Source organism: Tepidiphilus succinatimandens, assembly GCF_006503695.1.
Classification (GTDB): Bacteria; Pseudomonadota; Gammaproteobacteria; order Burkholderiales; family Rhodocyclaceae; genus Tepidiphilus; species Tepidiphilus succinatimandens.
This window is the reverse complement of sequence record NZ_SBIK01000015.1, coordinates 18,649-33,511: the sequence shown is the minus strand read 5'-3', so window position 1 is coordinate 33,511 and position 14,863 is coordinate 18,649. Positions and strand designations below refer to the sequence as shown.

The window sequence follows — 14,863 nt, the reverse complement described above, 5'->3', positions numbered from 1 at the left end:
TGACGGGGGCGTTGCAACGGCGAAGAAGGAAGGAAAGATGGACAGTATCTTCATCGAGGGGCTGCGGGTAGAGGCGCGGGTGGGGGTGTATGCGCGCGAGCAGGTGGCGCCGCAGTCCTTGACGATCGACTTGAGTCTGGGCATTCCGCCCGAGGCCGGGCGAGGCGATGAGTTGGCGACGACGATCGATTACGCCCGCGTGATCGACCGGGTGAAGGAGGAGCTTGCCGGACGGCATTTCCGTTTGCTCGAGCGGCTGGGGGAGCATCTGGTTGGGATGCTTTTTGCCGAATTCGACGCTTCCTGGGTACGCGTGAAGATCGCCAAGATTGGCGTGCGCCCGGAGGTGAAGAACGTGGGAATCCTCTTGGAACGGAGGCGGGATGTGGGGTGAAAAGCAGAAAGAAAAACCGCCGGCGGGAGCCGGCGGATCGAGCGCTTCAGGCGATCATTTGATTTCGAGTTCTTCGGCGGAACGGCCGGAATTTGTCCACTCGGTGAACCATTTGGGCGCGCGGCCGTGGCCGTTCCAGGTGATGTTGGGATTTTCGGGGTGGCGGTATTTGGGCGGTTTTTTGCCGGAATCCCGTTCCTTTTTTTCTCCTTTCAGAAGCCCCAGGGCTTCGTCCAGCGAGATGCCCATTTCTTTGGCGAGCTGGGTGACTCGGGCTTTGAATTGGGCCCGGGCTTCGCGGCGGCGCCGTTCGAATTCGTGGTCGATGTCTTTCTTGAGCTGTTCGAGTTCTTCGATCGTGAGCGAGGTGAGATCCATGATGTTTTTCAAATGGAGTGGATGAAGCCGCTATTATAGCCAATATTTCGTTCTTGGAAAGGGCTCTTTTCATGCTCTGGGATGATGCTGGCGATAAAGGGCTTCCAGACGGGCTCGGGCGATGTGGGTATAGATTTGGGTGGTGGAAATATCGGCGTGCCCCAGGAGCAATTGCACGGCGCGAAGGTCGGCGCCGTGATCGAGCAAATGGGTGGCAAAGGCGTGGCGCAGGGTATGGGGGGAGAGGCGTTCTGGGGCAATGCCGCAGCGAAGCGCATGTTCCTTGATGATCTGCCAGCAGCGTTGCCGCGTCATGGCTTGGCCGTGGCGGTTGAGGAAAAGGGTCTCTTCCCGCTTTCCATTGAGAAGCACGGGGCGCGCTTCCTGCCAATAGCGTTCGAGCCAGGAGGCGGCTTCTTCACCCAGAGGAACGAGCCGCTCTTTGTTGCCTTTGCCGAGCACGCGCAGCCAGCCTTCGTTGCGCTCGATCTGGTGCGTCTGCAAGCCCACGAGTTCGCTCACGCGCAGTCCCGTGGCGTAGAGCACTTCGAGCATGGCTTTGTCGCGAAGCCCGAGCGGCGTGGTGACGTCGGGGGCGGCAAGCAGGCGCTCCACGTCTATTTCGGTGAGCGTCTTGGGGCGACGCGGCGGCAGCAGCGGCGGCTGCAGGGTGGCGGTGGGGTCGCGGGCGATGGCGCCTTCACGCAGCAGCCAGTGGTAGTAGCGCCGCCAGCTCGCGAGCAGCCGCCGCTGGCTGGTGGCCTTGTTGCGGCGGCTGAAGTCGGCGAGATAGGAGAGGAGCTCGGCGCTGCCCGCGGCGCGCGGGTCGAGCCCGGCGCGCTGGGCCCAGAGGAAAAACTGGCTGAGGTCGCTGCGGTAGGCGGCGAGGGTGGCCGGCGCGAGCCCTTCTTCGAGCCAAAGAGTCTGCACGAAGGCGTCGAGCGAGGCTTCCAGCGCCGGCGCGAGGGGCTCGGCCGTCTCGTTCAGCGCCGGATCTCGCCTTGGCCGAGCACGATCCATTTCTGGCTGGTGAGCCCCTCGAGCCCGACCGGGCCGCGGGCGTGGATCTTGTCGGTGGAGATGCCGATCTCGGCGCCGAGCCCGTATTCGAAACCGTCGGCGAAGCGCGTGGAGGCGTTGACCATCACCGAGGCGGAGTCGACTTCGCGCAGGAAGCGCATCGCGGCGGCGTAGTCTTCGGTGAGGATGGCGTCGGTGTGATGCGAACCGTAGCGTTCGATGTGCTCGATCGCCTCGTCGAGGTCGGCAACGACGCGGATGGCGATGATGGGGGCGAGGTATTCTTCGCGCCAGTCTTCCTCGGTGGCGGCTTTGAGGAGCGCCGCGGGCAGGCCGTGGCGCTGCAGCAGGGTGAGCGCGCGCGGGCAGCAGCGCATTTCGACGCCGTGCCCGGTGAACATGCGTCCGATCTCGGGGAGATGGCGCTCGGCCACCGCTTCGTCGATCAGCAGCGTCTCGGCGGCGTTGCACACGCCGTAGCGGTGCGTCTTGGCGTTTTCGACGATGGGGAGCACCTTGGCCGGGTCGGCGGCGGCGTGTACGTAGACGTGGCAGTTGCCGTCGAGGTGCTTGATGACCGGCACGCGGGCGTCTTTCATCACCGCTTCGATCAACCCCTTGCCGCCGCGCGGGACGATGACGTCGACCACTTCGGGTGAGGCGACGAGCCGGGGGACGAGCGCGCGTTCGGTGGTCTGGACGAGCTGCACCGCGGCAAGCGGCAGTCCGGCGGCTTCGAGCCCGGCGCGGATGCAGCGGGCGATCGCCTGGTTGCTCTGCAGGGCTTCCTTGCCGCCGCGCAGGATGGCGGCGTTACCGGACTTGAGGCACAAGGCGGCGGCATCGGCCGTGACGTTGGGGCGCGCTTCGTAGATGATGCCGATCACGCCCAGGGGCACGCGCATCTTGCCGACCTGGATGCCGCTGGGGCGGCGCTTGACTTCGTCGATCTCGCCCACGGGATCGGGCAGCGCCGCGACCTGGGCCACGCCTTTGGCCATCGTCTCCAGCCCTTTCTCGCTCAGGGTGAGGCGGTCGATGAGCGCGGGGGAGAGTCCCGCCTCGCGGGCGGCGGCGAGATCGGCGGCGTTGGCGGCGAGCACGTCGTCGCGCTGGCGCCGCAGCGTTTCGGCCGCGGCAAGGAGGGCGGCGTTCTTCGCCTGAGTCGAGGCTTTGGCCATGGCGCGCGCGGCCTGGCGGGCGGCGCGGCCGAGGTCGGCGAGGTAGCGGTCGAGTTCCGTCATGGCGTACTCCGGTGGTCGAATGGGATCAGGCAGCGCGGCCGCGGGGCGGGGCCGCGCTCAGGGAGAGGAGGAGTCGCTCGGCTTCCAGGGCGAAGTCACCGGTCTCGGCGCCCTTGGCGATGCGGTCGAGCCGGGCGCAGACGATGAGCGCGGTGCGCAAGGGCGGGAGCCTGCGGGCGCTGTGTTCGATGGTACGTTTTTCTTCGGGGCGGAAGACGCGTTCCTGGCGAAAGAAGGCTTCGAGCGGCGCGCCGCGTGCGAGCGCTTCCTGGGCGAGGGCGATGAGGCGCAGGGCCGAAGCGATCGCCCAGACGATGAGCGGGGCGGCGCAGCCCTCTGCCATGAGGGTGCGCAGCAGGCGCAGGGCGCGCAGCGCGTCGCCTTCGAGCACGGCCTGGCGCAGTGCCTCGGGGTCGTAGCGGGCGAGGTCGAAGACGACGGCGCGCACTTCTGCTTCCGGCAGCGGCCCCTCGGGGAAGAGCAGGGCGAGTTTTTCCAGCTCCTGACGCGCGGCGAGGAGATTGCCTTCCGTGCGTTCGGCGAGCAGGTGCAGCAGTTCGGGCGAGGCGCTCTGTTCCTGGCGGGCGAGGCGCTCGCGCCACCACTGGGGAAGTTGCTCGCGCGGCGGGGTGTTTGCCTCCACGACCACGGCGTGTTGCTCGAGGGCGGCGAACCAGGAACTTTTGCGTGCCTGCCAGTCGAGCGCACCGAGTGTGATGAGGAGGATCGTCTCGGGCAACGGAGCCTTTGCCCGTTCGGCGAGCCAGGAGGAACCTTCCGTGCCGGGCTTGCCTTGCGGCAGGCGCAGTTCGAGGAGGCGGCGAGCGGCAAAGAGCGAGAGGCTGTCGGCTTCCTGGCTGAGTCGTTCCCAGGAGAAATTGGCCTCGGCGACGAAGACGAGCCGCTCTTCGAAACCGAGCGCACGGGCGCGGGCGCGGATGGCGTCGGCGGCTTCCAGCACGAGCAGCGGCTCGTCGCCGTAGACCGCCCACACGGGCTCCAGCGTTTGGCGTTCGAGGTGGCGGGCAAGTCGCGCGAGGGGCAGCTTCATTTACGGCTGGCGATCGTGCGGCCGATCATGAGGAACATCTGGTCGACGAGCTGCTGGCGCATGTCGTCGTAGAGGAGCATCTCCTCTTTTTCCCGTGCAGTGATCAGATTGTCGTCGTAGCTGTAGTCGCGCTCGGCGCTGAGCTCGGTAGCGGGGAGGAGCTCCTGCCCTTCCTTGTCGAGCACGCGGAAACGCAGGGACGCCCGGATCAGGTATTCCCGCACCTTGCCGTCGGGAGTGAGCGAGAGGATGTCGCGCTCTTCGCGGTAGGAGAGGATGTCGAGGCGCAGCTCGGCTGCTTCGGGCGGCTCGACCCAGCGCGTTTCGCTGCCGGCAAGGCGCCGGGCGATCGCCCGCCCCAGCGGACTGGTGCGCGGGACGTTGTTGATCTGCACCGTGGGCGCGCCGAGCCCGGCCATGCCACGAGGCCGAAAGCCGCAGCCGGCGAGCGTCAATCCTGCGGCGGCGAGCAGCAGGCGGCGCCGGGAGACGGAACGAAGCGAAGGCTCGGCCATCGGGATTTCCTCACACCACGAGATTGACGAGGCGACCGGGGACGACGACGACGCGCTTGGGCGTGCGTCCTTCGAGGTGATGCGCTGCTGCCTGCAGCGCCGCCGCTTCGATCGCCGCTTGGTCGGCTTCGGCCGGCACCACGATCTTGCCGCGGGTCTTGCCATTCACCTGCAGCACGAGCTCGACTTCGCTGCGCTGCAACGCCGCCGGATCCGGTTCGGGCCAGGGGGCGTCGAGCACGTCTTCGCCGAAGCCGCATTCGCGCCACAGCACGTGCACGAGGTGCGGTGCGATGGGGGCGAGCACGCGCAGCAGGAGGGAGAGCCCTTCTTCGGCGAGTCGCGCTCGAGCAGCCGGCTCGGCCTCGGGCAGGCGTTCGAGGACGTTGAGCATCTTCATCGTGGCCGAGGCGACGGTATTGAGCTGCTGTTTGCCCATGTCGTGGTTGGCCTGCTGCAGGATGGTGTGCAGCTCGCAGCGGGCGGCAGCCAAGGAGGCGGGAAGCGCGCTCACGGCGGGGGCCGAGGGAAGCAGCGGCTGCAGCTCACGGCGGTACTTGTGGCCGAAGGCCCAGACGCGGCGCAGGAAGCGGTGGGCACCCTCGACGCCGGAGTCGGACCATTCGAGCTGCGCTTCGGGCGGCGCGGCGAAGATGATGAAGAAGCGCGCCGTGTCGGCGCCGTAGCGGTCGATGAGCGCTTGCGGATCGACACCGTTGTTCTTGGACTTCGACATCTTTTCGATGCCACCGATGTGCACCGGCTGGCCGTCGGTCTTGAGCCGGGCGGCGACGATGCGCCCTTTGGGGTCGCGCTCGACGAGCACGTCGGCCGGGTTGATCCACTCTTTCCTGCCCTCGACCGTGAGGCGGTAGTAGGTCTCGGCCACCACCATCCCTTGGGTGAGGAGTCGCGTGAAGGGTTCGGAGAAGCCGACGAGGCCCAGGTCGCGCAGCGCCCGGGTGAAGAAGCGGGAATAGAGCAGGTGCAGGATGGCGTGCTCGATGCCGCCGATGTACTGATCGACCGGCATCCAGTATTGGACCCGCTCATCGAGCATGGCCTGGTGGTTGTCGGCGCAGCAAAAGCGCAGGAAGTACCAGCTCGACTCGACGAAGGTGTCCATCGTGTCGGTTTCGCGCCGGGCGGGCTTGCCGCAGCGCGGACAGGTGGTCTCGTAGAATTCGGGCATCTGCGCGAGCGGCGAGCCGCGGCCGGTGAGGGCGACGTGCTCTGGCAGCACCACCGGCAGCTGTTCGTCGGGCACCGGCACGTCGCCGCAATCGTCGCAGTGCACGATGGGGATGGGGCAGCCCCAGTAGCGCTGGCGCGAGATGCCCCAGTCGCGCAGGCGGTACTGCACGCGTTTGGCGCCGAGCCCTTTTTCGGCGAGCGCCGCGGTGATCGCTTCCTTGGCTTCTTCCGAGCGCATGCCGGTGTAGGGGCCGGAGGCGACGAGGAGGCCGAGCTCGGCGTAGTCTTCACGCCAGGGGCCCTGCGGGTCGACGTCGAGGTCTTTCCCCGCCGGACGGATTACCTGCTTGATCGGCAGGCCGTACTTCTGGGCGAAGGCGAAGTCACGCTCGTCGTGGGCCGGCACGGCCATCACCGCGCCCTCGCCGTAGCCCATCAGCACGTAGTTGGCCACCCACACGGGGAGTTTTTCCCCGGTGAGGGGGTGCAGCACGTAGAAGCCGGTGGGGCGGCCTTTCTTCTCCATCGTGGCGATCTCGGCCTCGGCCACGGCCCCGCGCCGGCACTCTTCGATGAAGGCGGCCAATTCGGGGTCGCGCTGGGCGGCGGTGAGCGCCAGCGGATGTTCGGCGGCCACGGCCACGTAGGTGGCGCCATAGAGGGTGTCGACGCGGGTGGTGAAGACGCGCAGGCTTCCTGCCTGGCCGACGCTCGCTTCATCGTAGGGGAAGACGACCTCGGCGCCTTCCGAGCGCCCGATCCAGTTGGCCTGCATGCGCTTGACCTGCTCGGGCCAGCCGGGAAGGTCGTTCAGGGCGTCGAGCAGCTCGTCGGCGTAGGCGGTGATGCGCATGTAGTACATGGGGATCTCGCGCTTCTCCACCAGCGCCCCGGAGCGCCAGCCGCGCCCGTCGATCACCTGCTCGTTGGCGAGCACCGTCTGATCGACCGGATCCCAGTTCACCAGCCCGAGCTTGCGGTAGATGAGCCCCTTTTCATACAGGCGGCGGAAGACCCACTGCTCCCAGCGGTAGTACTCGGATCGGCAGGTGGCGAATTCGCGCGACCAGTCGATGCCGAAACCCAACCGCTGCAGCTGGCGCTTCATGTAGGCGATGTTGCTGTAGGTCCACTGCGCCGGGGGAATGCCGTTCTGGATGGCGGCATTTTCGGCCGGCATGCCGAAGGCGTCCCAACCCATGGGCTGGAGCACGTTGTAGCCGCGCATGCGGTGGTAACGGGCGAGCACGTCGCCGATGGAGTAGTTGCGCACGTGCCCCATGTGCAGTTTCCCTGAGGGGTAGGGGAACATGGACAGACAGTAGTACTTTGGACGTGAGGAGTCTTCGACCGCCTTGAAGCTCTGGCGTTCGTCCCAGTAGTGCTGAGCGGCACGCTCGACGGCCAGCGGATCGTATTTTTCTTGCATGATGGGATGGTGGATGGCGCGAACGAAAAAGAAAGTATAGCCGGTTTGGCGGGGTCGGGGCAAAAGCACCGTGAGCCGCAGGGGAGGGCAGGGCTTGCGGACGTCGTTCTTTGTGTATAATCGAAAAGATATTAATTATCATTTGAACTATGTACTCACGGAGGACGTATGAAAAAAACGGTCACGACGATGGCGGTGCTGACGGCGATGCTCTTCGCCCCGGGGCTGCGGGCCGAAGAATCGGTGGTCAACGTCTATTCGACGCGCCACTATCCCACCGACACCCGCCTCTACGAGAATTTCACCGCCGCCACCGGCATCAAGGTGAATCTGGTCGAGGGGCAGGAAGACCCGCTCATCGAGCGCATCCGCGCCGAGGGGGAGAACAGCCCGGCCGACGTGCTCATCACGGTCGATGCCGGGCGGCTGTGGCGCGCCGAGCAGATGGGGCTGTTCGCGCCCGTGCGCTCGGAGCAGCTGGAAGCGCGTATCCCGGCGCATTTCCGCCATCCGGAAGGGAAGTGGTTCGGGTTCTCCTATCGTGCGCGCGTCATCGTCTACAACAAGGCGGCCACCTCGCGCGACGAGATTAAGAACTACGCCGATCTGGCCGATCCCAAATGGAAAGGGCGCGTGTGCGTGCGCTCTTCGGGCAACGTCTATAACCTCTCGCTGCTCGCGGCGCTCATCGAGCACTGGGGGGAGGAGAAGGCGCGCGCCTGGGCGCAGGGCGTGAAGGACAACATGGCCCGCCCGCCGCAGGGTTCCGACACCGACCAGATCAAGGCGGTGGCCGCTGGCGAGTGCGACGTGGCGCTGGTCAATCATTACTATTACGCGCGCTTGCTTGCCTCCGACAAGCCCGAGGACATGAACCTCGTGCGCAAAGTGGGGCTGGTGTGGCCCGACCAGGACGGCAACGGTACCCACGTGAACGTTTCCGGAGCTGGGGTGGTACGCACCGCGCCGCACAAGGAGGCCGCGATCCGCTTCCTCGAGTATCTGGCGAGCGACGAGGCGCAGGGCTATTTCGCGGTGGGTAACAACGAATGGCCCACGGTACCCGGGGTGGCCTATCGCAACCGCGTGCTCGCCTCGCTGGGCGAATTCAAGATCGATCCCCTGCCGGTGGCGGTGCTGGGCAAGAACCAGCCGCTGGCGCAGAAGATCTTCGACGAGGTAGGCTGGCGCTGAGGCGGCGGTCGGCCCGGCCGTGCCGGGCGATCTGGCGCGCGAGCAGCAGCACGGGCCCGAGCGCGACGAGCACGAGGGTGAGCGCCGGCAGCCCCAGCTCGGCCAGCCGCTCGTCGGCCGCGAGCGTATGGACCCGGGTGGCGAGCGTGTCGAAATTGAAAGGGCGCATCACCAGCGTGGCCGGCAGCTCCTTCATCACGTCGACGAACACGAGCAGGGCGGCGGTGAGCAGGCTTTTCGTCAGAAGTGGCGCGTGGATGTGCGCGAGGGTGCGCCAGGGGCCGCTGCCCAGCGTGCGGGCGGCCTCGTCCAGCGCCGGGCGGATCTTCGCGAGACCCGCTTCCACCGTGTGCAGCGCCGTGGCGAGAAAACGCACGAGATAGGCATAGACGAGGCCGGCGATGCTGCCGGTGATGAGCAAACCCACCGACCAGCCGAAGAGCGCGCGCAGCTGGGCGGCGAGCAGGTTGTCGAGCGCAGCCGCGGGCAGCAGCACGCCCACGGCGATGACCACGCCCGGCAGGGCGTAGCCCAGCCCCACGAGCCGGTTGAGTAGCCGCGCGAGCGCTGATGGATTGAGCCGCGCGTGGTAGGCGAAAAGAAGCGCCAGGGCAACGGCGAGCAGCGCCGTTAGGCCAGCAAGCAGCAGGCTGTTGCCGGCGGCACGCCAGAACCGCGGATCGACGGCCGCCAAGGGCTCGCGCAGGCTCATCGTCAGCAGCAGCACGGCCGGCAGCAGGAAGCCCAGTATCGCCGGCAGGGCGCACACGCAGGTGGCCAGCGCCGCGCGCCAGCCGGCAAGCCGCGTGCGCGGCGCAGCGGCGTGATGCCTGCCGCCGTCGAACTTCGCCCGCCGCCGGCTGGTCTGTTCCAGCCACAGCAAGACCAGCACGAAACCCACGAGCATCGCGGCAAGCTGGGCCGCCGCCACCCGGTCTCCCAGGGAATACCAGGTGCGAAAAATGCCCGTGGTGAAGGTCGGAATGCCGAAATAGGCCACGGTGCCGTAGTCGGCGAGCGCCTCCATGAGCGCAAGCGCCGTGCCGGCGGCGATCGCTGGACGGGCGAGCGGCAGGCTCACCCGCCAAAAAGTGCGCCAGGGAGAGGCCCCGAGGGTACGGGCGGCTTCGTGCATGGCGGCGCTTCGCTCGAGGAATGCCGTGCGCGTGAGCAGGTAAACGTAAGGGTAGAGCGCGAGCACGAGGATGGCCACGGCGCCGCCCAGCGAGCGGATGGGCGGAAACCAGTACTCCCGCACGCCCCAGCCGGTGAGCTCGCGCAGCGCGCTTTGCAGCGCACCGCTCACCTGCAAAAAATCGGTGTAGGCGTAGGCCATCACGTAGGCCGGCATGGCGAACGGCAGGATCAGCGCCCACTCCAGCAGGCGTCGCCCGGGAAACTCGTGCGCGGCGGTAAGCCAGGCGCAGCTCACGCCCACGGCCACCGTGCCCAGCGCCACGCCCAGCGCGATCCAGCCGGTGTTGGCGAGGTATTCGGGCAAGACGGTGCGCAGGAGATGGGCCCAGATCTCGCCCGTGCTCGGCTGCAGCAGCTGCGCGAGCACGCTCGCCAGCGGCACCACCGCGAGCAGGGCCAAGAGGGTGGCGAGCAGAGTCAGGAAAGAGAAGGACCGGCGCATGATCGTCCCATACATCGAATCATACATTATAATGAGAATCGATCTATTTTAAGCGAGGAAGGTTGAAGGTGTCGGCGGCTCTGGAAATTCGCGGCTTGCATCACGCCTACGGCGCGCACCCCGTGGTGCGTGATTTGTCGCTGTCTTTGCCGGCAGGCACGATTGGGGTGCTGCTCGGCGCCAGCGGCTGCGGCAAGACGACGGTGCTGCGCTGCGTGGCCGGGTTCGAAGCGCCCCAGCGCGGCGACATTTTCCTCGATGGCCGGCCCGTGACCCGTCCGGGCCTGGTGGTGCCACCGCAGCGACGCCGCATCGGCATGGTATTCCAGGATCACGCCCTCTTTCCGCACCTCACCATCGCCCAGAACGTCGCTTTCGGCCTGCAGGGGCTGGACCGGCGCGAGCGGGCGCGGCGGGTGGCGGAGATGCTGGAGGTGGTGGGCTTGAGCGCCTGGGCCAATGCCTGGCCACATCAGCTCTCGGGCGGGCAGCAACAGCGGGCGGCGCTTGCCCGGGCGCTGGCGCCGCAGCCGGCGCTGCTGTTGCTCGACGAACCTTTCTCCAGCCTCGACGAGGCGCTGCGCGCGCGCCTGGCGCACGAGGTGCGGGCGTTGTTGCGCGAGCGCGGCATGACGGCGCTGGTGGTGACCCACGACCAGCACGAGGCCTTCGCCATGGCCGACGCCGTCGGCCTGATGCACGAAGGGCGCATCGAGCAGTGGGGCAGCCCCGAGGCGCTCTATCGTACGCCGGCCACGCGCCACGCCGCGCAGTTCGTCGGCGAGGGGGTTTTCCTGCGCGGGCGCCTCGCGGGGGAAGGGGAGGTCGAGACCGCCCTGGGTCGCCTGCCGGTGCGCTTCGCCGGCGAAGGAGAGGCCACGGCGGGGCAGGGCAACGTGGAAGTGCTGCTGCGGCCGGAAGACGTGCGGCTGGAGGCCGCTTCACCGGTGCGCGCGCGCGTGGTGGATGTCCTTTTTCGCGGGGCGCAGTGCCGCCTCACGCTGCGGCTGTCTTCCGGCGAAGACGTCTTCGCTTTGGCAGAGGAGGCTCCGCTTCCGAGCGAGACGGTGGGGGTGGCGGTGCGTCGGGGGAATTTCCGCGCCTTCGCCGGATAAAAAAACGCCCGCACGGGGCGGGCGTGAACTCCATCGAGATGGAGAGGGAGGGAGACAAGATTCGGTCAGGCGGCGCGGCTGCGCTCGAGTATTTTTTCGCTGGCGCGCAGCAGATCGCTGGCCGCGCGCAGGGGCATGGTCATGAGGCGATGCTGCAAGCGCAGCCAGCTGGTGATCGGGTGCAGGCGCTGCGACTCGGCTTCGGCGAGTCGATGGAATTCGTTCCAGGCGGTTTGCCAGTAGAGAGAGGAGCCGATCCAGCCGGTGGCCAGCGTGGCGCGGCGCACGGCTTCAGCCCACAGCGCCTGGGCGCGCTCTTCGGGCAGGCCATATTGCTTGGCAAACCAGGGCAGGAGTTTGGGTGCTTTCATCGCTCGTTCCTTGCCGCTTCGTGGGCGGCGATTCCGTTTCGCAGCATGTTGTGCCGCAACACACGCTCGCATTATCGTGATCCGGGCGGGGAAATGCAAGTCCGACTTACTTTTTGTTGCACCCGCGCAACGTCTTGCATCCATGGCCGCCCAAATTTCAATCGGGTTTTTTTACGAGACGTCTCGTTCGATGTTGCGATGCAACAAAAGTTCCCTGCCGCCGTCCTTCGTCGAGGAAGGTTACAATCGGGGCCGGGAGAAAACGCCGGCACGGAGCCGGAGGACGCACGATGCACGAGGTCTTGCAGGGACTCAATCCAGAACAGCGCGCGGCGGTGACCCTGCCGCCGCAGCACGCCCTCATCCTGGCCGGTGCTGGCTCGGGAAAAACCCGGGTGCTCACGAGCCGCATCGCCTGGCTGCTGGAGACGGGCGAGGCGGGGCCGCACGAGATCATGGCGGTGACCTTCACCAACAAAGCGGCGCGCGAGATGGCCTCGCGCCTGGCGGGGCTCTTGCCCGAAGCGCTGCGCCCGGGCTTGCGCCGCATGTGGGTGGGGACCTTCCATGCGCTGGCGAACCGCCTGCTGCGCATCCATCACCAGGCCGCGGGCCTGCCGCAGATGTTCCAGATCCTGGATACGGCCGACCAGCTCTCGGCCATCAAGCGCCTGCTCAAGCGGCTCAACGTCTCCGAGCAGAGCGCTCCGCCACGCGAGCTGCTTTCCTTCATCAACGCGCACAAGGAGCAGGGGCTGCGCCCGGACAAGGTGGCGGCCGAGTCGCGCCGCGCCGAGCGGTTTCTGCCGCTGTGGCAGGAGTACGAGGCGCAGTGCCAGCGCGAGGGGGTGGTGGATTTCGCCGAGTTGCTCCTGCGCAGCGACGAGCTGCTCGCGCGCGACGAGGCGCTGCGGGCGCATTACCGCGCGCGCTTCCGGCACGTGCTGGTCGACGAATTCCAGGACACGAACGCGCTGCAATACCGCTGGCTGCAGCGCTTCGCCGCCGATCCGGTCACGGGCGAAGCCGGGGCCTTTCTCTTTTGCGTGGGCGACGACGACCAGTCTATCTACGGCTTTCGCGGGGCGCTCGCGCGCAACCTGATGCGCTTCGAGCAGGAATTCCGCGTGCAGGCGGTGATCCGCCTGGAGCGCAACTACCGCTCGCACGGCAACATCCTTGCGGCGGCCAACGCCATCATCGCCCACAACCGCGAGCGTCTGGGCAAGAACCTGTGGACCGAGGCGGACGAGGGCGAGCCGATCCGCGTGTTTCAGGCACCCGAGGACGGCGCCGAGGCCCGTTTCGTGGCCGAGGAGATCGGCAATCTGCTGCGCGAGGGCGTCTCGGCGGATGAAATCGCCGTGCTCTACCGGGCGAACGCCCAGTCGCGCGCGCTGGAGCATGCCCTGCTCGCGGCCGGCATTCCCTATCGAGTTCATGGTGGGCAGCGCTTCTTCGACCGCGCCGAAATCAAGCACGCGCTCGCCTACCTGCGGCTGCTCTTGCTGCCCGACGACGAGACGGCCTTCCTGCGGGTGGTGAATTTTCCGCCACGCGGCATCGGGGCGCGCACGCTGGAGGCTCTGGCGGCGCAGCGTGACGGGCAGACCGACATCAGCGCGGCGGCCACGCGCCTCGCCGGCCGGCCGGGTGCGGCCTTGCAAGGATTCCTGCAACTCATCGAACGCCTGCGCGAGCAGACGCGCGAGGTGCCACTGCCGGAACTCGTCGAGCGGGTGATCGCCGGTTCGGGGCTGCGCACGCACTACGCCGCCGAGCGCGACGGGGGCGACCGGCTGGAGAACCTCGACGAACTGGTGAGCGCGGCAAGCGACTTCGTCGCCCAGATGGCGAGCGAGGGGATCGAGGCGCAGGGACACGAGATGCTCGCCCTCTTCCTGCAGCATGCCGCGCTCGAATCCGGCGAACAGCAGGCCGAGGCGGGGCAGACGGCGGTGCAGCTGATGACGGTGCACGCCTCCAAGGGGCTGGAATTCGACGTCGTCTTCCTCACCGGGCTGGAGGAAGGGCTCTTCCCGCACCAGAACAGCCTCTACGCCGACGGCGGGGTGGAAGAAGAGCGGCGCTTGATGTACGTGGCGGTCACCCGCGCGAAGAAGCGACTCTATCTCTCCTGGTCCGACATTCGCATGCTGCACGGGCAGACCGAATACCATCAGCCTTCGCGCTTCCTCGAAGAGATTCCGCCGGAGCTGCTGCTGTGGCTCAACGCCAAGCGACGGGAACGGAAAGGAGGCGATTTGGCGCCCTCGCGCGTGACCGCCGTGCCGCAGTCCTCGAGCGGGGCAGCCAACGGCTGGCGCAGCGGCGAGCGCGTGCGCCATCCCAAGTTCGGCGAAGGGGTGATTCTGGCGGTGGAAGGGGCCGGGGCGCACGCGCAGGCGAGCGTGAAGTTTGGCCCCGAAGTAGGCGTCAAGCAGCTGCTGCTGTCGGTGGCGCCGCTCGAACGGCTCTAGCCGGCGGTGCGCGCCTCGATCGCCTCGAAGAGGGCGGCGAATTCCTGCGCCAGGCGGTGCCCCGGTTCGAGCGCGGCGAGCGGCAGGCTCTTCTGATGTGATTCCTTCACCTTGACCGAGCTCGACAGATACGGTTCGAGCACCGGCAGCCCCTGGTCGATGAGCGCTTCCACTGCCTGGCGCGGCAAGGTGGCGCGGCTCTGGAACTGGTTGACCACGATGCCCGCCAGTTGCAGCTCCGGGTTGTGGTCGGCGCGGACTTCTTCGAGCGTGTCGAGGAGCTGCAGGAGCGCCCGGCGGGCGAATTCGTCGCAGTCGTAGGGGATGAGGCACCAGCGCGCGGCGATGAGCGCCGAGCGGGTGTAGAAGTTGAGCGCCGGGGGCGTGTCGATATAGATGCGGTCGAACTGCGCCGCGAGCTCGCGCAGGGCCTCGCGCAGCTTGAAGATCTTGTAGCGCGATTCGAGTTTGCCCTGCAGCTCTTCGAGCGCCCCGTGCCCCGCCAGCAGGGCGAGGTTCTCGTGCGCCGTGGGTAGGACGAATTCCTCGGTGCGCCGCGGGTTGAGCTTGAAGTTGAGCGTCTGGTCGAAAAACTCGGCGAGCGTCGGTTCGGCGCTCTCGGCCGCCTCGCCCAGCAGGTAGCGCGTGGTGTTGGCCTGCGGGTCGAGATCGACCACCAAGGTGCGCAGCCCGCGCCGGGCGGCGATGGCGGCAAGATTGACGGTGATGGTGGATTTCCCCACCCCGCCTTTCTGGTTGAAGACGACGGTGATCATGACGCAAGGCTCCGAAGGTCGGCCGACGGCTGCATTGTGGCAGAAAATGCCCGTTTCGACGAC

General features: G+C 67.3%; 13 protein-coding genes. 4 read left to right on the top strand and 9 right to left on the bottom strand.

The window, feature by feature from the left end:
- Positions 1–37: 37 nt before the first annotated feature.
- The gene (locus tag EPD82_RS09585) at positions 38–394 is read left to right on the top strand and encodes a dihydroneopterin aldolase (RefSeq protein ID WP_055424021.1); all 357 of its coding nucleotides are present in this window, start codon (positions 38–40) and stop codon (positions 392–394) included.
- A gap of 54 nt (positions 395–448) precedes the next feature.
- On the opposite strand, the gene EPD82_RS09580 is transcribed toward EPD82_RS09585, so the two are convergent.
- From EPD82_RS09580 to leuS, 6 genes are all read right to left on the bottom strand, one after another.
- Positions 449–772: an H-NS histone family protein gene (locus EPD82_RS09580; protein WP_072247973.1), complete on the bottom strand. Its 324-nt coding sequence runs from the start codon at positions 770–772 to the stop codon at positions 449–451.
- 69 nt (positions 773–841) lie between these two features.
- A complete protein-coding gene (xerD, locus tag EPD82_RS09575; protein ID WP_082438438.1) occupies positions 842–1,792 on the bottom strand; it encodes a site-specific tyrosine recombinase XerD in 951 nt (316 codons plus the stop codon).
- Positions 1,756–3,036 carry a glutamate-5-semialdehyde dehydrogenase gene (locus tag EPD82_RS09570; RefSeq protein WP_055424023.1) on the bottom strand — a complete coding sequence of 427 codons (1,281 nt, stop codon included), beginning with the start codon at positions 3,034–3,036 and terminating at the stop codon, positions 1,756–1,758. Before EPD82_RS09570 ends, xerD begins: the two co-directional genes overlap by 37 nt.
- Positions 3,037–3,061: 25 nt before the next feature.
- Positions 3,062–4,087, bottom strand: a complete 1,026-nt coding sequence (gene holA / locus EPD82_RS09565) for a DNA polymerase III subunit delta (RefSeq protein WP_055424024.1) — start codon at positions 4,085–4,087, stop codon at positions 3,062–3,064.
- Complete coding sequence (locus EPD82_RS09560; RefSeq protein ID WP_141056535.1) at positions 4,084–4,602, bottom strand: LPS-assembly lipoprotein LptE; 519 nt, start codon at positions 4,600–4,602, stop codon at positions 4,084–4,086. Before EPD82_RS09560 ends, holA begins: the two co-directional genes overlap by 4 nt.
- 10 nt (positions 4,603–4,612) lie before the next feature.
- Positions 4,613–7,225 (bottom strand): leucine--tRNA ligase, encoded by a 2,613-nt coding sequence (leuS, locus tag EPD82_RS09555; RefSeq protein WP_141056534.1) that lies wholly within the window; start codon positions 7,223–7,225, stop codon positions 4,613–4,615.
- Positions 7,226–7,393: 168 nt separating this feature from the next.
- On the opposite strand from leuS, the gene EPD82_RS09550 reads away from it, so the two are divergent.
- On the top strand, positions 7,394–8,419 hold the full coding sequence (locus EPD82_RS09550; protein ID WP_141056533.1) for a Fe(3+) ABC transporter substrate-binding protein: 1,026 nt from the start codon (positions 7,394–7,396) through the stop codon (positions 8,417–8,419).
- Here EPD82_RS09550 and EPD82_RS09545 read toward each other — a convergent pair.
- Complete coding sequence (locus tag EPD82_RS09545) at positions 8,334–10,058, bottom strand: ABC transporter permease (RefSeq protein WP_082438441.1); 1,725 nt, start codon at positions 10,056–10,058, stop codon at positions 8,334–8,336. The genes EPD82_RS09550 and EPD82_RS09545 overlap by 86 nt on opposite strands.
- 68 nt (positions 10,059–10,126) lie before the next feature.
- On the opposite strand from EPD82_RS09545, the gene EPD82_RS09540 reads away from it, so the two are divergent.
- Positions 10,127–11,173 (top strand): ABC transporter ATP-binding protein, encoded by a 1,047-nt coding sequence (locus EPD82_RS09540; protein WP_055424027.1) that lies wholly within the window; start codon positions 10,127–10,129, stop codon positions 11,171–11,173.
- 65 nt (positions 11,174–11,238) lie between these two features.
- Here EPD82_RS09540 and EPD82_RS09535 read toward each other — a convergent pair whose 3' ends face one another.
- Complete coding sequence (locus tag EPD82_RS09535) at positions 11,239–11,544, bottom strand: hypothetical protein (protein WP_055424028.1); 306 nt, start codon at positions 11,542–11,544, stop codon at positions 11,239–11,241.
- 290 nt (positions 11,545–11,834) lie between these two features.
- Between EPD82_RS09535 and EPD82_RS09530 the strand changes: the two genes are divergently transcribed.
- On the top strand, positions 11,835–14,024 hold the full coding sequence (locus EPD82_RS09530) for a UvrD-helicase domain-containing protein (RefSeq protein ID WP_141056532.1): 2,190 nt from the start codon (positions 11,835–11,837) through the stop codon (positions 14,022–14,024).
- On the opposite strand, the gene EPD82_RS09525 is transcribed toward EPD82_RS09530, so the two are convergent.
- Complete coding sequence (locus tag EPD82_RS09525) at positions 14,021–14,800, bottom strand: ParA family protein (RefSeq protein ID WP_055424030.1); 780 nt, start codon at positions 14,798–14,800, stop codon at positions 14,021–14,023. The two genes, EPD82_RS09530 and EPD82_RS09525, sit on opposite strands and share 4 nt — an antisense overlap.
- Positions 14,801–14,863: the final 63 nt, after the last annotated feature.